Source organism: Paraburkholderia tropica, from assembly GCF_900109265.1.
Classification (GTDB): domain Bacteria; phylum Pseudomonadota; class Gammaproteobacteria; order Burkholderiales; family Burkholderiaceae; genus Paraburkholderia; species Paraburkholderia tropica.
Genome location: NZ_FNZM01000027.1, coordinates 65,286 through 81,241 on the forward strand (window position 1 = coordinate 65,286; position 15,956 = coordinate 81,241).

The window sequence follows — 15,956 nt, forward strand, 5'->3', positions numbered from 1 at the left end:
CCTTTTCGTCGAATCCGTTTTCTTCACATCACCATACAACCATCCCACCACCCGACACGAGGGAAACCATGCAGACATCGACTAACCCCCCCCGCCACACGCCGTCACGTTCCGAATTGCAGCCGGCTCCGAACGTAGCCGACGCGGTCCCGCTCAGCCTCATCGTCAATGGTGCGGAACATGCGCTCAACGTCGAACCGTGGACCAGCCTGCTCGACCTGCTGCGCGAACAGCTTCATCTGTTCGGCACGAAAAAAGGTTGCGACCATGGCCAATGCGGCGCGTGTACGGTGTTGGTGAACGGCACGCGCATCAATGCATGTCTTGCGCTCGCCCTGGTGCATGACGGCGCTCACATCACGACGATCGAGGGGCTGGCGCAAGGGCAGAACCTGCATCCGGTTCAGCAGGCGTTCGTCGACCACGATGCGTTCCAGTGCGGCTACTGCACGCCGGGCCAGATCTGCTCGGCGATTGGTTTGCTCGCGGAAGGACATGCGCAGTCCCGCGACGACGTCCGCGAGCAGATGAGCGGCAATCTGTGCCGCTGCGGCGCGTATGTAAATATCGCCGATGCCGTTGAGAGCTTGCGCTGCGCGCAAATGCAAACTCGGCAACCGCAGCAACCAAGCCGACCGGACACCGAGGAGGATGCGCGATGAACCGCTTCGCTTACACCCGCGCCACCAGCGTCGCCGACGCCGTGCGCCAGCATGCGATCACGCCCCACGCGCAGTTTCTCGCAGGGGGCACCAATCTCGTCGATCTCATGCGCGAGGACGTGCTACGTCCTACCACCGTCATCGACATCACGCGCCTGCCTTTGCGGGGCGTCGACGCGACGCCGTCAGGCGGCCTGAAAATCGGCGCATTGGTCAGCAATAGTGCGCTCGCCTGGGATGCGCGCGTGCGCGCACGCTATCCCCTGCTCGCACAGGCTTTACTCGCGGGAGCATCCGCGCAGATTCGCAATGCCGCTAGCGTCGGCGGCAATCTGTTGCAACGCACGCGCTGCATGTACTTCTACGATCCGACGACCTGCTGTAACAAGCGCGCGCCCGGCACGGGCTGCGCAGCGCTCGACGGCGTGAATCGCATGCATGCGATCTTTGGCGCGAGCGAGCACTGCATTGCGACCCATCCGTCCGATATGTGCGTGGCGCTCGAAGCGCTCGATGCTAGCGTGCATGTGGCCGGAAGCCGGGGCTCGCGCTCGCTGCCCTTCGACGCCCTGCATCGTTTGCCGGGTAGCACGCCGCATCGCGAAACCGTGCTCGCCGAGGAGGAGTTGATTACCGCGGTCGAGTTGCCCGCCGAAGGCTATGCGCAGCACGCGACGTATCTGAAGCTGCGCGACCGCCACTCCTATGCTTTTGCGCTGGTTTCGGTTGCTCTCGGCGTGCGGGTGGAGGACGGCAGGATCGCGGCGCTGGGTTGTGCGCTGGGCGGTGTCGCTCATAAGCCGTGGCGCGATCGTGCGGCCGAAGCCTCGCTGTTGGGCCAGGCTGCCGACGATACGGGCGCGCAGGCGCGTTTCGCCGATGCGGTAACGGCGCGCGCCGATCCGCGTCCCGGAAACGCGTTCAAGGTCGAACTCGCGCGCCGCGCGATCATCCGCGCATTCGAGCGCGCGCTCGCCCCAACCGAAGCATCGACGCACGACGAGGAGGACGAAGTATGAGCACCGCTTTCCAGAAGCCTGCGGCGTGTATCGGCGCGCCGCTGCCCCGCGTGGACGCCCACAGCAAGGTCACCGGCGCGGCGCGCTACGCGGCGGAGTTTCACGCGGACGGACTCGTCTACGGCGTCGTCGTCAATGCACCGATTGCGCGCGGAGAAATCGTCGCCATCGATACGTCGGCGGCGCTGGCGCTGCCCGGCGTGCTGTCTGTGCTGACGCACGAAAACCGCCCCACTCTCGCCGACAACGATGCGGACTGGAAGGACCAGATCGCGCCGGGCGGCTCGCCTTTACGGCCGCTCGGCGATTCGCACGTGCGCTTCGCGGGGCAGCCGGTTGCGCTGGTCCTGGCCGAAACGCTGGAACTCGCCCACTACACCGCCTCGCTGGTGCACACGCGCTATCGCAGTGAAGCGCATCAGACCGAACTCGCGGCCGTCCTCAAGGATGCCGTCGTGCCGTCCACCGAGAAAGGCGGCTTCGAACCCCCGCCCGCGCCACGCGGCGAGGCCTATGCCGCGCTCGGGCGCGCCGATGTCTGCAGCGACGCGTTCTACTCCACGCCGATGGAATTCCATCAGCCGATGGAAATGCACGGCTGCACCGTCGTGCCAACGGCGGACGGCCGATTCACCGTCTACGAGAAAACTCAGGGCGTGGGCAACACGCAGCAATATCTAATGAAGGTGTTCGGCCTGACGCGCGAGCGCGTGCGCGTGGTGTCGCCATTCGTTGGCGGCGCCTTCGGATCGGGACTGCGGCCGCAATATCATCTGCCGCTCGCGCTGCTGGCGGCGCGCGCCCTGCACCGCCCCGTGCGCGTCACGCTCACGCGGGCGCAGATGTTCACCTCCGGGCATCGCCCCGCCACGATCCAGCATGTCGCGCTCGGCGCGCGTCGCGACGGGCGCTTGCAGGCCGTGATTCACGAAGCCGTCGGCGAGACTTCGCAGTACGAGGACTTCACAGACGTGGTGGTCAACTGGGCCGGCCAGCTTTATCGCGCCGATCACGTCCAGTTGGGGTACAAGCTCGGCCGCCTGGACTTGCCGACGCCCTGCGATATGCGCGCGCCCGGCGCCGCGCAAGGCCTCTACGCACTCGAATGCGCGATGGACGAACTCGCCGCGGCGCTTCGGATGGACCCGCTCGAATTGCGCATCCGTAACTACGCGGATGAAGACGCCAATAAGAAGCGACCGTTTTCCAGCAAGGCGCTGCTCGACTGTTACGCGCAGGGCGCGGAGCGCTTCGGTTGGGGAGCCCGCGTCGCCACCCCGCGCACGATGCGCGACGGCCACGAACTGGTCGGCTACGGCATGGCGACAGGTGTCTGGGACGCGATGCAGACGGAAGCGAGCGTACGCGCCGTGCTGCGCGGCGACGGCCGGCTGGCGCTTTCGAGCGCCACCGCCGATATCGGCACCGGCACGTACACCGCGATTTCACAGATCGCCGCTGATGCGCTGCACCTGCCTATCGGCGAGGTGCAATTCACGCTCGGCGACACCTCGTTGCCACCCGCGCCGATCGAAGGCGGTTCCTGGACGGTTTCGTCGGTGGGCAGCGCGGCCTCGGTGGCTTGCACGCGGCTGCGCGCGCGCCTCGCGCAGCTCCTGGTCGCGCACGGCGGCGCGGGTTGGGCGAATTTTGACGCCGACGCGCTCAGCGAAGCGCTCACGATCGCAGACGGCGAGGCGGTGTTGGCACGCGGCCCGAAGCACGGAACGACGCGCCTGGCCATCGGCGAACTGCTCGCGCGCGCGGGTATGAAGACCCTCGAAGAGCAGATCACGCTCAAGCCCGAGGAGTTGCAGCAGCGCTATTCGATGGCGACTCATTCAGCGGTATTCGTCGAAGCACGCGTCGACGAGGCGCTCGGCACGATTCGCATCGCGCGCGTGGTGAGCGCCATTGCCGCGGGGCGTATCGTCAATCCGAAGACTGCCGCTAACCAGATCGCGGGCGGTGTGGTCTGGGGAATCGGCACGGCGCTGTACGAACACGCGCAGGTCGACCCGACGATCGGGCGCATCATGAATCACAATCTTGCCGATTACCACGTACCCGTGAATGCCGATATCGACGCCATTGATGTGCTGTTCGTGGATGAGCACGACGACGTGGTGAATCCGCTCGGCGCGAAGGGCGTGGGCGAAATTGGCGTGGTAGGTGTAGCGGCGGCGATCGCCAACGCGATCTATCACGCGACCGGCAAGCGCGTGCGCGAACTGCCGATCACGCTCGATGCGTTGCTATGACATATCACGCAGAGGACGTCGGCGTGGCAGCGTTGAGGTGGCCGGTGTGACTCGCTGCACGCAGCGGACAAAACAAAATGGCATCGGTCGCCCAAACCCGTTCGGAGACAGTGAGGACACCATGAAGACCGTGTATGTGATCAAGACCGGTGAGCAATATCTTCACCACGCCGAAGATGGCGACATTGGCATGGCGCCTGAAATTGACGGGGCCATGTCGTTTTCTTCGCGCCAAGAAGCCGAACGGGCAGCGAACGAGCATGCCCCGACCGAGTACGAGATCGTCGCCATTAGCGTGAAAGCGGACAAACAGTAGCGAAGCACGCTTCGTTGCGCTTTATCGCGTGGATCGGCTGGGTTGCGCCCTTCGTTCCACGCCGCATAACGCGCGCACGCACAAAAAAGCATTACGTAAGGATTGCTCCGAAAGCGCGAAGAACGCTCAAATCTTATGCTTCCACGCTCGGTTGTTTGGGCGAGGCAATCGAGCATGCTTTCTCAGGAGTGCGTGCCGCCGCTGCTGGATTAATCTGGTTGGACCAACGATGCTGGGAGCCGGCACAAGCACTACCGACGCGTCGTGCCCGGCGGGACTGGATTCTTATCCTGCGTAGACGGAAGCTCGTTTTCCGATTGTTCATGTTTGCGCATTTCGAGTTCATCGAGTTCGCTCTGCCGCGTGGGTCGCGGCTTGCGGTTCTGAACTTCGACGCGTCCCTTTTGCTGCGTTTGTTCGTTACGCTGGTGTCGCATGATTCTCTCCCGCCGATTGACATCCGAATCGAAGCAATTTGCGCACCCACCGTAGCGCATTCGGGAGCCATAGATCCGTTGCGGTACGCTGTTTGCGCTCTCTGTTATTGCGGGTGATTTCCCGCATACGAAAGCGGAGAAAGCCATGTCACAGATCCTTGCAGCACGTTTCCTGACGTTTGCGGCCGCGGAGACGACCAAAGAACGACTTCTGAACAACGGATTTGTTGAGGAAGATATAGCCGCGTTCTACGTAAATCCGAGTGGGCAACACGCCCGTTTTCCGGTTGGCGGAGACGAATACGCCGATCCGCAGGCGCGTCCGGCCGGTATTGGCGCTGCGGGTGGCGTAGCGATGGGAGCCGTAGCAGGCGTGCTTGTCGCGAGCATTTTGTCACTCGTTATCTTTCACTCGGTGCTGATCCTCGCCGTGGCGATCGCTGTTGGCGCCTATGTCGGATCGCTCGCGGGCGCCATGTTCGCGACGCGCGGCGGAGGACGCCGCGCGACCGTAACGCCGCTGCACGCGCCGCATGAGCGCGAAGCGGGCGTCTTGCTGGCCGTACACGTAAGTTCGGCGCTAAAGCCCTCCGCTGCGGAGGTCTTGCGCAGTGCACACGGCACCGATATTGAGGAGGCGACTGGGCTCTGGCAGGACGGCCATTGGGCCGATTTTGATCCAACCCGGTTGGTGACGCCCCTCGATGACTTCCACACCGAACTCGAGACCCAGCGCGTCGCCGCGTTGAATCGAGCTTGATGCGGCGCTGTTCAGGGGCGTCGGACATCTGGAGTCATGCGGCACGTACGGTCGCGATGAGCGCCGACAGGAGCGCTGCGCCTTCGAACAACGCTCATCGGTACGAGAGCGTCGTGAAAGGCGGATGCGCGCCTACTAGGGCTGCCCTTCTTTCATGGAAACCACGACCGCGCGCAACTGCTTTTCCGCTTCATACCAAAAGTCGTCCGCACAATTTTCCGGTGATCCTGCGGCTTGCCATAGTTGATAGGCCCTCTCGCGAACGCGGTCCGTGATTTCATCGTAGTCTGCGGTCCTGAGACGATCGGTTCCCGACTGATCGCCGGATTTCGGACCCGGCTTACCCGGCCATCCTGACGCGTTCGACGCATTGGACGACTCCTTTGCTGGTGATCCCGCAAACTGCCCGGCGTTGCTATGCATCCCGTCCTCCGTGAAAGGTTCGTTACTGCTTTCTAAGAGTATCTAATTTCAGCCTCTTTTTGCATGTCCGCATGTCCTCCGTTTCGGGCGATATCAGTCGTTCAACTCCAAAGCGGGTAGGCGTAACGGCTCCAGGGCAATGGTTGCTAGCGAAGTGGTCCAACCCGTTGGACGCCCGCTGGTATGGGACTGCACAACGGATGGCTCACGGACGCTATTTGCTTGCTAATCCACGGTGACGACGGTCGTACCTGCTTTATCGGCGGCAACCCCGCGATGAAATCGGTCTTCGACGTCGCTCGAAGTCCAGAGTCCACGTCGGGTCGCGCTCGGCCCCTCGCCTAAGCTCGATGCGCCCCAGCCGGGCCCCACCGCCTGCGGCGGCACTCGGCCACGGGGCGACATTGAGCTAGCCCCCTGTCTTGGCGTTGTGCGCTCATAACCGGTCGTTGTGGCCGGCACAAGCTTTGCGCTCGCTTTGACACCTACTGCCAGACAATAAGCTATGACTTACGGGATTTTTCCGACCTGGCTTGAAATCCTTTCGGTCACCTCGATTGTTATGGGCGCCGTTTGTGCCGTCGCCATCATAGTTGATGAGATTCGGTACCCGCAGAAAATGCGAATCATGAACCTCGTCTGGCCGCTCACAGCGCTGTTCGGAACCGTTTTGTGGTTGGCTGCCTACCTTGGTTGGGGGCGCAACGGCGCGGACGCGGTAACGAAAAAAGATGCACAGCCGTTCGCGGCGATGGTGATGAAAGGCACGAGTCACTGCGGTGCCGGGTGTACGCTTGGCGACATAGTTGTCGAATGGTCGGTTTTCGCATTTCCCGCATTAGCGGTGATGTTCGGGTGGCATACCGTTTTTAACGAGAAAACCTTCGCTGTGTGGATTCCGGATTTCATTGTTGCCTTTTTAGTGGGCATCGTCTTTCAGTACTTCACGATCAAGCCGATGCGAGGCCTGTCCGTGGGAGCAGGCGTGCTGGCCGCCGTCAAAGCGGACGTTGCCTCCATCACGGCGTGGCAGGTGGGCATGTATGGAATGATGGCCATCATCCAGTTCCGGTGGTTCAAGCCAGTTTATGGGGGAATCGCCGGAGTCGCGAGCCCCGAGTTCTGGTTTGCAATGCAGCTCGCCATGCTGGCAGGGTTTGCCACGAGCTATCCCGTTAACTGGTGGCTCATCAGTGCCGGCGTCAAGGAAAAAATGTAATCTGCGTCGCCTGGATCGTCGTCCGGGTGCCAGGATTTCTGGCGACCTCGCTCGCGATCTCCGGCTACACCCCTGCCGCAGAGGCGCCGCCATCTCGCTACAACGTCGGTGAACCAGACGAGAAAGCTGCCTTCGGCGGACCCATCGACAGGTGCCTTGAACCGGCGGATGAAATCGCCTTCGGAAAGCTCTCGCTCGATGCGAACGATCGCGCTCGCCATCCTGGGGCCGTGCCGCGGCGATAAATCCGACCGCAAGCAGTCGCAACAGACTCGCGTCGCTGCCTGACCACCATAGGTCTGTACGAACGAACCGAGGCCGTCGCATCAGCCTTGGCTGAACGCACGCGCACGGTACGCTCCCGCCGACAGGCGGCCCTTTGACTCCACTGTACCCCCAACACAATGATTGGCTCGGGCAGCCAGTCATCTGCCAGGAGATAATCCCTGGGCACAACCAGTAGTCACCAGGGACCGCACATGAATTCATCCATAACACCCAAAAACAGACTCCCCGGCAAACATGAGCTGGAAGCGATGTCGGTGTTCCGTTACGACCTGCGAAGATTCCTGCGCGCTTCCGAAGAGATCGCTAACGAAGCCGGCATTACAACGCTTCAATACCAGTTACTGTTGCATGTGCGCGGTTTCCCTGGACGGCAATGGGCGACGGTCGGCGAACTTGCCGAGCGGCTACAGGCCGCTCCGAACGGTACAGCAGCCCTCGTCTCGCGCTGCGAGTCGGCAGGCCTCGTGATACGCAAGACCGATCCCGCAGACCGCCGGCAGGTTCAGGTGCATCTCTCGCCTAAGGGCGAGCAGTTTCTGCTAAGCCTGGCCGCGAAGCACAAGGCGATCTATGGCACATTCCACTGGGTCTTCGACGGCACCGGCGGCTAAACGCCGTCGAGGGCAACCTCATATTTATGTCACAATGTGCCCTAATTGACACTTTGGGCATTTCTCATGCGCATGCTCGCTCTTTTCGAACGTCCGCGGCTGCTTCGCCGGCAACGCCACTGGTTCTACTTCGGGATGTTCTGGCTCGGCGCCGTCGCAACCGGTCTCGTTGCCGTACTGTATGCGAGGATGATCGACTTCGGCTACGAGGCGTTCCTGCACATGACAGCCCGCGCTCCATGGGCACCCCTCATCGTGACCCCCGCCGTGGCGGCGCTGGGCGTCTGGATCACGCGCCGGTGGTTTCCCGGGTCCGAAGGCAGTGGCATTCCTCAGGTCATCGCGTCGCTGCATGACGTGCGCGACCTGGGGCCACGCCTGCTGACACTACGCATTCTGGTCGGCAAGATCGCCCTCTCATTTCTCGCGATCCTGGGCGGCTTCACCATCGGCCGTGAAGGTCCGACCATCCATGTCGGTGCCGCGCTCATGTTCTCGCTGCGACGCTTCTATCCAGCGCGTTTGCGCGGCGTCTACCGCGCGGGACTCGAGCACAAGCTCGCACTTGCGGGCGCAGCGGCCGGTTTGTCGGCGGCGTTCAACGCGCCACTCGCAGGCGTAGTCTTCGCGATCGAGGAACTGACGCGAAGCTTCGAGGCACGCACGAGCGGCGTCATCATCACCGCAATCATTTTCTCCGGCGTGGTATCGCTCGCGCTGCAGGGCAACTACGTCTATTTCGGCACGATCGCGATCAATAGCAATCTGCCCAATCTTCTCGCCATCGCAGTAGTCCTGGTGGGTGTGGTGACCGGCATCGCGGGCGGCGTGTTCTGCTGGTTGCTGCTCAACACCAGAAAGTGGATGCCAGACCGACTAATCGCGCTGCGAGGCGAACGGCCCGTGGCATTTGGCGCAGTATGTGGCCTGTTTATCGCCGTGATCGGCGTGGCCAGTGGCGGCCATCTGTTCGGAAGTGGCTACGCGGAAGCGCGTGGCATGCTCGAAGGTCACTCGCAACTGGGCGTGGCCTATCCGCTGCTGAAGATTGCATCGATGGTCGGCTCCTACCTGCCCGGCACACCGGGCGGTTTGTTCGCCCCGTCGCTGGCGATCGGCGCGGGCATCGGCAACACCCTTCACATGGTCTTCGGTCATATGCAGTTGCCGATGCTTATCGCACTGGGGATGGTCGGCTATCTCGCCGCCGTCACACAGAGCCCGATCACGGCGTTCGTGATCGTCATCGAAATGATCAACGGCCACGCGCTGGTGATTTCGCTGATGGCTACGGCGCTTGTGGCGAGTCAGGTCTCGAAGCTCTTCGCGCCGCCGCTTTACGAAGCGCTCGCGCAACGCTATCTGGTGGACAAGTGAACCGCGCCGCTCGCCCGTGACAGCGCGCCGGTCTGCACGGCGCCGCATGTCGGCCTTAGCGAAGCGTCGCTGCATGAGTGCGCAACTCGGGCGATCGTTCGCCAGTCGTGTGCCCGCCCGGCACGAGACAGTGCTGGACGATCGCCAGATAACGCGACGGCGCAATACGCCCCTCGAAAAATTCGGCGCGCGTGCGATGGCTCCGACGCCGAAGTACTACGCCTAACTCCACGCCCTGAAACCACGAACTGGCGCTGATTCGCCAGGCCGCGCGCGTGGACGTAAGAGCAAGGTTGTGCGTCGAGAGCTTCCAGTCGTGCATCACGCAATCAGCGACAGTCAATGGCGGGGTTGGCGAGGTACCGCTAAAGACCAGAGGCAATGCAGCAATTGTCGAAACGGCCGAATGGTCGCTACAGGCGGCCAGCACGAGGCATGCAACACACGCCGCCATCCGGCGCTTCACATTCACAGTCATCTTGCTCCGTCCCGTGACAGTTTCCCCGTACCGGGAACGTAGCAGACATCTCCGGCATGGCTTCTTCCTGGCCGACTCGCCCGCGTGGCAACCATGATTCAGGGCGTCGAGACGGCCTCGATGTCCCCGCACGTTACCCGGCCGCCCCGGGTCGAGCCGGTCTTCAGCCGTCAATCTTACGCGTTCGATGACGCGCCTTCCATCGTATTTTTGCTTGACGATCGCAACGGCAATCAGATGATGCCCGCCTGGGCGCTAATTTAAGATTCACTTAATTTTTCGTGGCTAGATTACGCGATATGGCACGTTATGCCTTAATTGCTTCATTGCTCGCAGCACGGTGGCGGGAATTGGCCACGTGCTGTTTCCGAACCTGGACGCAATGTCCGGTCGCCGCCGTCGTATCGGTGGCAGCTTTGGCCCAGCCTCTGCGCTGGGTCTTTTTTTGATTGTGCCGACATGCAAACTTCATCCTCTTCGTCAGCTGTGACGCCAGGCCTCACCGCATCCGAAAGGCGCGCGACGATGTCGCTTGCCGCGATCTTCGCGCTGCGCATGCTCGGCCTCTTCATGATCATGCCGGTGTTTTCGGTTTACGCGAAAACCATTCCCGGCGGCGACAACCTGCTGCTCGTCGGCATCGCGCTCGGTGCGTACGGCGTGACGCAGTCGCTCCTGTACATTTTCTACGGCTGGATCTCCGACCGCATCGGCCGCAAGCCCGTGATCGCCGCCGGCCTCGTGATCTTCGCGATCGGCAGCTTCGTGGCCGCGGGCGCGCACGACATGACGTGGATTATCGTTGGACGGGTGATCCAGGGCATGGGCGCGGTGTCGTCGGCCGTGCTGGCCTTCATCGCCGATCTCACCAGCGAGCAGAACCGCACCAAGGCCATGGCGATGGTGGGCGGCTCGATCGGCATCTCGTTCGCGGTGGCGATCGTCGGCGCGCCCATCGTGGTGCACTGGCTCGGCATGAGTGGCCTCTTCACGCTGGTCGGCGTGTTCTCGATCATCGCGGTGGGCGTGGTGCTCTGGATCGTGCCCGACGCGCCCAAGCCCGTGCACGTGCGCGCGCCGTTCTCCGAAGTCCTGCACAACGTCGAGCTGCTGCGCCTGAATTTCGGCGTGCTGGTGCTGCACGCGACGCAAACCGCGCTGTTCCTCGTGGTGCCGCGCCTGCTCGTCGATGCGGGCCTGCCGGTCGCCTCGCACTGGATGATCTATCTGCCCGTGATGGGCCTCTCGTTCGTGCTGATGGTGCCGGCCATCATCGCGGCGGAGAAGAAGGGCAAGATGAAGGCCGTGGTGGTCTCGGCCATTGGGCTTATTCTGATCGGCCAGCTTCTGCTCGGCTCGCTTGCGCATACCATAGCAATCGTGGCCGCCGTGCTGTTCGTGTACTTCCTCGGCTTCAATATTCTGGAAGCGTCGCAGCCTTCGCTGGTGTCGAAGCTCGCGCCGGGCAACCGCAAGGGCGCGGCCACGGGCGTCTATAACACCACGCAGTCGATCGGGCTCGCGCTCGGCGGAGTGGTGGGCGGCTGGCTGCTCAAACACGACGGCCCGAACACCGTTTTCTATACGTGCTCAGGCCTCGTGTTCTGCTGGTTGATCTGCGCAGCCTTCATGAAGGCACCTGTCAAGCGCACTTGACTCTTCTCCAACCAGCCAAACATTTCAGCGACCATCGCACTTTCCACACGCTCCTGCTTTTGTGCCTCGCCCGGCCGATCCCGCTTCTTCGCAAACTGGGCCGTGAAAGACCGCTTGTGGGTCGTGCCCCGCGGGAAATCTCTCTTCGACACTCCGATCATGAAACAGACAGGCCTTTTCCTCCTGCTCGCCGCCAGTGCCGTCACCGCGCAGGCACAGTCGTGCCCGCATGGCTCTCCGGTCCGTGTAACCGGCGACGTGCCGGCTGCAATCAGCTACGACATGTTCACCCGCCTCTATCCCCTCAAGGCCGACGTGCTCGCGCGCATGGCCGCCGCACAACAGGTCACGATGATTCACGACGGCACGGTCCTCTGCACGATCGACGACGACGGCGTACCCAGTCCGGATGCCGTCCTCGTTGCGGGCCCGCAGGGCCGCATGAACTACTGGCTGTCCCGCGCTGCCGTGCAACCGCTGCGCCAGTAGCCTCGCAGCAGCCTGCGCGCGCACACCGGTTAGCGATACAACTCGTGCGCCACCTCATCTCGACCCACACGCCCGACTGGAGATACGACCCGCCGGATGTCGAAAGCACGCAAATACTTCAGCTTCAGCCGCCACGACCTGAGCCTCCCTCGTTTTCATCGTGGACGGTCCAGCTTCGCGGGCCTGCTTTTCACTGGCGCGTTCCTCACCCTGATCTGCCGCGCGGCGTGGGTACAGTGCGTTGAAGACGACTTCTACCAACACCAGGGAGAAATCCGCCAGGTCAGCGACATCGAACTGCCAGCTTCCAGGGGACGCATCGTCGATCGTGATGGCCGCCCTCTCGCGCTCAATCTGCCCACCCGCACTCTGTGGCTTGACGCCGGGGCACCTGATGCCCCGGCATCCACTACGCAAATCGACGCGCTCGCGGGCGTGCTCCATATCGATCCCGATCTGATCGCGCACGCGTACGCCTCGCATCGCCGCTTCGTCTATCTGTCCCGCCAGATCACCCCCGATCTAGCCGCGCGTGCGATGCAACTCGACCTGCCTGGTGTCTATGCGAGCAAGGGTTATCGGCGCTTCTATCCCGAGTCGGCGATCGCATCCAATGTCGTGGGCTTTACGGGCATTGACGGACGCGGACAGGAAGGCATTGAGCGAGCGGCCAACAGCCAGCTCTCGGGCGTGGATGGCTGGCGACGCGCACTGCATAATGCGCGCGGCGACATCATTGCCTCGCTCGCGCATTCCACGCCGCGCGATGGTGCGGACGTTCAGCTCGCGCTTGATTCGCCGATCCAGTACGCCGCCTATCACGCGCTACAGGACACCGTTCAGCACTTCGACGCGCACTCGGGCTCGGCAATCGTGCTCGACGCACACACGGGCGAGATCCTCGCCATGGCGAACTGGCCAAGTTTCGATCCGAACAGCCGCGCTCGCACCAGCGGCTTGCAGATGCGCAACCGCGCCGTCACCGACGTGTTCGAACCCGGCTCGGTGATGAAGCCGCTGACCATCGCGCTCGCCTTGCAGCAAGGTCGCATCACGCCTGATTCGATCGTGACGACGGACCACGGCCGTATTCGACTAGATGGCGCGACGATTCACGACGACGCCGACTTTGGCACGCTCACGGTGGCTGGCGTGATCGAAAAATCGAGTAACGTGGGCACCACAAAAATCGCGTTGATGATGCCGTCGAAGGACATGTGGCAGAACTTCCATGAACTGGGGCTGGGGAAGGCTCCGCACGCGGGGCTACCCGGTGCGGCGCGCGGTAGCGTGCGCCCCTGGAACCACTGGCGCCGCATCGAACAGGCGACCATGGGTTACGGTTACGGCCTGTCCGCCTCGTTGCTGCAACTGGCGCAGGCATACACCGTCTTCGCCAACGACGGCGTCATAGTGCCTGCGACAGTCCATCGCCTCGACGCACCCGCCACCGGTCATCGCCTGTATTCGGCCCGCACCGCGCAGGAGGTTCGGGCGATGATGCAACGGGTGGTGAGCGCCAACGGCACTGCACCCGATGCGGTCGTGAACGGCTTCTCTGTCGCCGGCAAGACCGGAACCGCGTATCGCTGGACGTCGCACGGTTACGATCGTAGTCAATATCGCGCGTCGTTCGTCGGCATCATTCCCGCAGTGCATCCGCGCGTGATCATCGCCGTCTCCATCGATAATCCGCGCAAAGGTTCACATTTTGGTGGCGCTGTCGCTGGTCCGGCGTTTGTCGCCATTGCGACCAAGACGATGCAGTTGCTCAATGTTTTGCCTGACAGTCCCCTTGATTCTTCCGGGCACGTGCCTCTCACCTGAGCCCGGAACGACAGCCGGCGGAGGTCGCTCGTCCGGCCACGCGATGTCCTCTGCGCTGCCTGCATTCGGACCAGATTTTTCCGGGTGGCGTGAGCAGAGGCCGGGCGTGCCACTGCCACGATCAATCGCCGACCGGAACCCGATGCCAACGTCTATATCGAGCTCCTGGTGTCGACCAAAATGTGAAGTACGGCCTCGATCGCGAAGTCTGATTTCCGCGGGCTGGTGAGGACCACTTTGCGGCCCTGCACACGACTACTTCCTGGCGTCGATTCCAAGACGCGCTACGCTCAATGCGTGTATTTCCCGGACGACTGGCGATCGGTAATCGAGAAACCAGCCACGGTCCAGATTGAAGAGCCTGGTTAGCCCAGCTTCGTCGCGGGGAAAGGGCAGTTCACGCGCGCGTTCTGCAAGCGCCCGTGCGGCCTCGACCGCCTTGGCCCGGTCTAGCCAGTCGCAGCATGCTCCGTTCGACGACAACCAGATCTGGCACGTCTCGATCATGTGATCGGTCCGCAGCCATTCCCCACTGCGCGCATATGCGAGCAATTGACCGACCACCAGGAAGGTGAGCAGCTCGGCTTTCGTTTCTTCATCCATTCTTGCCACCCACATCGACGTCAGCTGGACCTCTGCCTGGAAGCATACAGGCCCCAGCCCAGCCCTGCGCATCCCGCGACGAACGAGCCAAGCAGCACGCCGAGCTTGGTGGCATCCATCGCGCCCTGCCCGGAAAACGCGAGCGTCGCGATGAAGATCGACATGGTGAAGCCAATGCCCGCGAGCAGTGCCACAAGGCTGACTCCGCGCCAGGACATCCCGGTCGGCAAACGGCAAAGCCCGGTTCTCACCAGCAGCCAGCTCGTCAGGAACACGCCGACTGGCTTGCCGACGATGAGCGCCAGCGCCACGCCCAACATGATCCAGACGGTCTGGTGGCTCGCGAAATCCACGCCACTGAGCGGCACGCCGGCATTGGCCAACGCGAAGAGCGGCATGATCCCGTATGCAACCCAGGGGTGAAGCGCCCACTGCACCCGCACGACCGGTGGCAGGAGATCGCGTTGCGCCACGCGGAGCGTGTGCATCGGCTTTTCCAGTTGATCGAATTCCTGCGCACTCTGGACGTCGACTTCGCTCACGTGACGTGTCGCTTCCGACAGTTCGACCAGCACGCGCTCGTGCCCGCGCGACGATACGACTGGCGTCATCAGCCCCAGCACCACCCCGGCAAGCGTCGGATGCACGCTGCTGATGAAGAGCCCCATCCAGATAACTGCGCCCGGAAGCATGTAAGCCGTGGCGCGGTTGATATCGAGCCTCTGCATGATGACGACGGCAACGATACCGGCCGCGGCGAGCGCCAGGCCGCTGGGGTCGAGTCCAGCCGAGTAGAAGACCGCGATGATCAGCACCGCGATAATGTCGTCCACGATCGCGAGCGTCAGCAGAAAGATCCTCACGTTACCGGGAATCGACCGCCCGAGCAGCGCGAGCACGCCGACCGCAAAGGCAATGTCCGTCGCCGTCGGCACGGCCCATCCGTGCGCTGCATCCGTACCGTGGTTCACCGCAAGATAGATGAGCGCCGGCACCGCCACGCCGCCCATAGCGGCACCAAGCGGCAACGCCGCCTGTCTGAAATCGCTCAGCGAGCCAGCGTGGATTTCACGGCGGATTTCCATACCGACAACAAGAAAAAACACGGTCATCAGCCCGTCGTTGATCCAGAAGTGCACGGATTTCGAGAACAGGAATCCGCCCGCACCCAGTGTCAGCGGCGACTCGAGGAGTTCGTGATAGCTGCCCGCGAATGGAGAGTTTGCCCAGATGAGCGCGATAGCGGCAGCGATGAGCAGGATGATGCCGCTCGCGGCTTCGACATGAAGGAAGTGTTCAAGCGCCGTGAAGGCTTGCTTTGCGATGCGCCTGGGGTGAGTGAGCGGGCGTGAGAAGTCGTTCAGTCGCATGGGCATGTAGAGTCCCGCGTGGCGGCCCGACCAGCGCGAAAAACCTGTCCCGCTGCGGTATGCAGCTAAGGAAGGTCTGCACAACACTCTTTCAGAGCGGTGATCTTTTTTCACGTTGGGCGTATCAGCCGTAAGCGTCTGCTCGCAGGTTGGTCGTCCG

15 protein-coding genes are annotated in these 15,956 nt (G+C 62.7%); 11 read left to right on the forward strand and 4 right to left on the reverse strand.

The window, feature by feature from the left end; all coding sequences use genetic code 11:
* Window positions 1–68 precede the first annotated feature (68 nt).
* The 5 genes from BMY06_RS33805 (at window position 69) to BMY06_RS33830 (ending at window position 5,455) form a co-directional block, all read left to right on the forward strand.
* A complete protein-coding gene (locus BMY06_RS33805; protein ID WP_080180143.1) occupies window positions 69–662 on the forward strand; it encodes a (2Fe-2S)-binding protein in 594 nt (197 codons plus the stop codon).
* The gene (locus BMY06_RS33810) at window positions 659–1,681 is read left to right on the forward strand and encodes an FAD binding domain-containing protein (protein WP_074987339.1); all 1,023 of its coding nucleotides are present in this window, start codon (window positions 659–661) and stop codon (window positions 1,679–1,681) included. Before BMY06_RS33805 ends, BMY06_RS33810 begins: the two co-directional genes overlap by 4 nt.
* On the forward strand, window positions 1,678–3,942 hold the full coding sequence (locus BMY06_RS33815) for a xanthine dehydrogenase family protein molybdopterin-binding subunit (protein WP_074987340.1): 2,265 nt from the start codon (window positions 1,678–1,680) through the stop codon (window positions 3,940–3,942). Before BMY06_RS33810 ends, BMY06_RS33815 begins: the two co-directional genes overlap by 4 nt.
* A 121-nt stretch (window positions 3,943–4,063) precedes the next feature.
* On the forward strand, window positions 4,064–4,258 hold the full coding sequence (locus BMY06_RS33820) for a hypothetical protein (RefSeq protein WP_074987341.1): 195 nt from the start codon (window positions 4,064–4,066) through the stop codon (window positions 4,256–4,258).
* A 582-nt stretch (window positions 4,259–4,840) separates the two neighbouring features.
* On the forward strand, window positions 4,841–5,455 hold the full coding sequence (locus BMY06_RS33830; protein WP_074987343.1) for a hypothetical protein: 615 nt from the start codon (window positions 4,841–4,843) through the stop codon (window positions 5,453–5,455).
* 135 nt (window positions 5,456–5,590) lie between these two features.
* Here BMY06_RS33830 and BMY06_RS38255 read toward each other — a convergent pair whose 3' ends face one another.
* A complete protein-coding gene (locus BMY06_RS38255) occupies window positions 5,591–5,878 on the reverse strand; it encodes a DUF2934 domain-containing protein (protein ID WP_080180144.1) in 288 nt (95 codons plus the stop codon).
* A gap of 505 nt (window positions 5,879–6,383) precedes the next feature.
* On the opposite strand from BMY06_RS38255, the gene BMY06_RS33840 reads away from it, so the two are divergent.
* From BMY06_RS33840 to BMY06_RS33850, 3 genes are all read left to right on the forward strand, one after another.
* A complete protein-coding gene (locus BMY06_RS33840; RefSeq protein ID WP_074987344.1) occupies window positions 6,384–7,097 on the forward strand; it encodes a DUF4396 domain-containing protein in 714 nt (237 codons plus the stop codon).
* Between the two features lie 479 nt (window positions 7,098–7,576).
* Complete coding sequence (locus tag BMY06_RS33845) at window positions 7,577–7,996, forward strand: MarR family winged helix-turn-helix transcriptional regulator (protein ID WP_074987345.1); 420 nt, start codon at window positions 7,577–7,579, stop codon at window positions 7,994–7,996.
* A gap of 72 nt (window positions 7,997–8,068) precedes the next feature.
* Window positions 8,069–9,373, forward strand: coding sequence for a chloride channel protein (locus tag BMY06_RS33850; protein WP_390971729.1), 1,305 nt, complete (start codon window positions 8,069–8,071; stop codon window positions 9,371–9,373).
* A gap of 55 nt (window positions 9,374–9,428) precedes the next feature.
* Here BMY06_RS33850 and BMY06_RS39230 read toward each other — a convergent pair whose 3' ends face one another.
* Complete coding sequence (locus BMY06_RS39230) at window positions 9,429–9,851, reverse strand: aspartate/glutamate racemase family protein (RefSeq protein WP_124263352.1); 423 nt, start codon at window positions 9,849–9,851, stop codon at window positions 9,429–9,431.
* Window positions 9,852–10,310: 459 nt separating this feature from the next.
* On the opposite strand from BMY06_RS39230, the gene BMY06_RS33855 reads away from it, so the two are divergent.
* The 3 genes from BMY06_RS33855 to BMY06_RS33865 all read left to right on the forward strand — a co-directional run bounded on the left by BMY06_RS33855 (window position 10,311) and on the right by BMY06_RS33865 (window position 13,823).
* Complete coding sequence (locus BMY06_RS33855) at window positions 10,311–11,507, forward strand: MFS transporter (RefSeq protein ID WP_074987347.1); 1,197 nt, start codon at window positions 10,311–10,313, stop codon at window positions 11,505–11,507.
* 159 nt (window positions 11,508–11,666) lie between these two features.
* The gene (locus tag BMY06_RS33860; protein WP_074987357.1) at window positions 11,667–11,996 is read left to right on the forward strand and encodes a hypothetical protein; all 330 of its coding nucleotides are present in this window, start codon (window positions 11,667–11,669) and stop codon (window positions 11,994–11,996) included.
* 96 nt (window positions 11,997–12,092) lie between these two features.
* Window positions 12,093–13,823 (forward strand): peptidoglycan D,D-transpeptidase FtsI family protein, encoded by a 1,731-nt coding sequence (locus BMY06_RS33865; RefSeq protein WP_074987348.1) that lies wholly within the window; start codon window positions 12,093–12,095, stop codon window positions 13,821–13,823.
* A 255-nt stretch (window positions 13,824–14,078) separates the two neighbouring features.
* Here BMY06_RS33865 and BMY06_RS33870 read toward each other — a convergent pair whose 3' ends face one another.
* Together BMY06_RS33870 and nhaA are read right to left on the reverse strand one after the other, a co-directional pair.
* Window positions 14,079–14,426 carry a hypothetical protein gene (locus BMY06_RS33870; protein ID WP_080180573.1) on the reverse strand — a complete coding sequence of 116 codons (348 nt, stop codon included), beginning with the start codon at window positions 14,424–14,426 and terminating at the stop codon, window positions 14,079–14,081.
* A 20-nt stretch (window positions 14,427–14,446) separates the two neighbouring features.
* Entirely contained in the window at window positions 14,447–15,802 is a 1,356-nt protein-coding gene (gene nhaA, locus BMY06_RS33875; RefSeq protein WP_313903851.1) for a Na+/H+ antiporter NhaA, read from the reverse strand.
* Between the last annotated feature and the right edge of the window lie 154 nt (window positions 15,803–15,956).

Excerpts from the sequence above, each read along its gene's own strand:
- BMY06_RS33805 (WP_080180143.1), top strand. The coding sequence starts at position 69 with ATGCAGACATCGACTAACCCCCCCCGCCACACGCCGTCACGTTCCGAA.
- BMY06_RS33810 (WP_074987339.1), top strand. The coding sequence starts at position 659 with ATGAACCGCTTCGCTTACACCCGCGCCACCAGCGTCGCCGACGCCGTG.
- BMY06_RS33815 (WP_074987340.1), top strand. The coding sequence starts at position 1,678 with ATGAGCACCGCTTTCCAGAAGCCTGCGGCGTGTATCGGCGCGCCGCTG.
- BMY06_RS33820 (WP_074987341.1), top strand. The coding sequence starts at position 4,064 with ATGAAGACCGTGTATGTGATCAAGACCGGTGAGCAATATCTTCACCAC.
- BMY06_RS33830 (WP_074987343.1), top strand. The coding sequence starts at position 4,841 with ATGTCACAGATCCTTGCAGCACGTTTCCTGACGTTTGCGGCCGCGGAG.
- BMY06_RS38255 (WP_080180144.1), bottom strand. The coding sequence starts at position 5,878 with ATGCATAGCAACGCCGGGCAGTTTGCGGGATCACCAGCAAAGGAGTCG.
- BMY06_RS33840 (WP_074987344.1), top strand. The coding sequence starts at position 6,384 with ATGACTTACGGGATTTTTCCGACCTGGCTTGAAATCCTTTCGGTCACC.
- BMY06_RS33845 (WP_074987345.1), top strand. The coding sequence starts at position 7,577 with ATGAATTCATCCATAACACCCAAAAACAGACTCCCCGGCAAACATGAG.
- BMY06_RS33850 (WP_390971729.1), top strand. The coding sequence starts at position 8,069 with ATGCTCGCTCTTTTCGAACGTCCGCGGCTGCTTCGCCGGCAACGCCAC.
- BMY06_RS39230 (WP_124263352.1), bottom strand. The coding sequence starts at position 9,851 with ATGACTGTGAATGTGAAGCGCCGGATGGCGGCGTGTGTTGCATGCCTC.
- BMY06_RS33855 (WP_074987347.1), top strand. The coding sequence starts at position 10,311 with ATGCAAACTTCATCCTCTTCGTCAGCTGTGACGCCAGGCCTCACCGCA.
- BMY06_RS33860 (WP_074987357.1), top strand. The coding sequence starts at position 11,667 with ATGAAACAGACAGGCCTTTTCCTCCTGCTCGCCGCCAGTGCCGTCACC.
- BMY06_RS33865 (WP_074987348.1), top strand. The coding sequence starts at position 12,093 with ATGTCGAAAGCACGCAAATACTTCAGCTTCAGCCGCCACGACCTGAGC.
- BMY06_RS33870 (WP_080180573.1), bottom strand. The coding sequence starts at position 14,426 with ATGGATGAAGAAACGAAAGCCGAGCTGCTCACCTTCCTGGTGGTCGGT.
- nhaA (WP_313903851.1), bottom strand. The coding sequence starts at position 15,802 with ATGCCCATGCGACTGAACGACTTCTCACGCCCGCTCACTCACCCCAGG.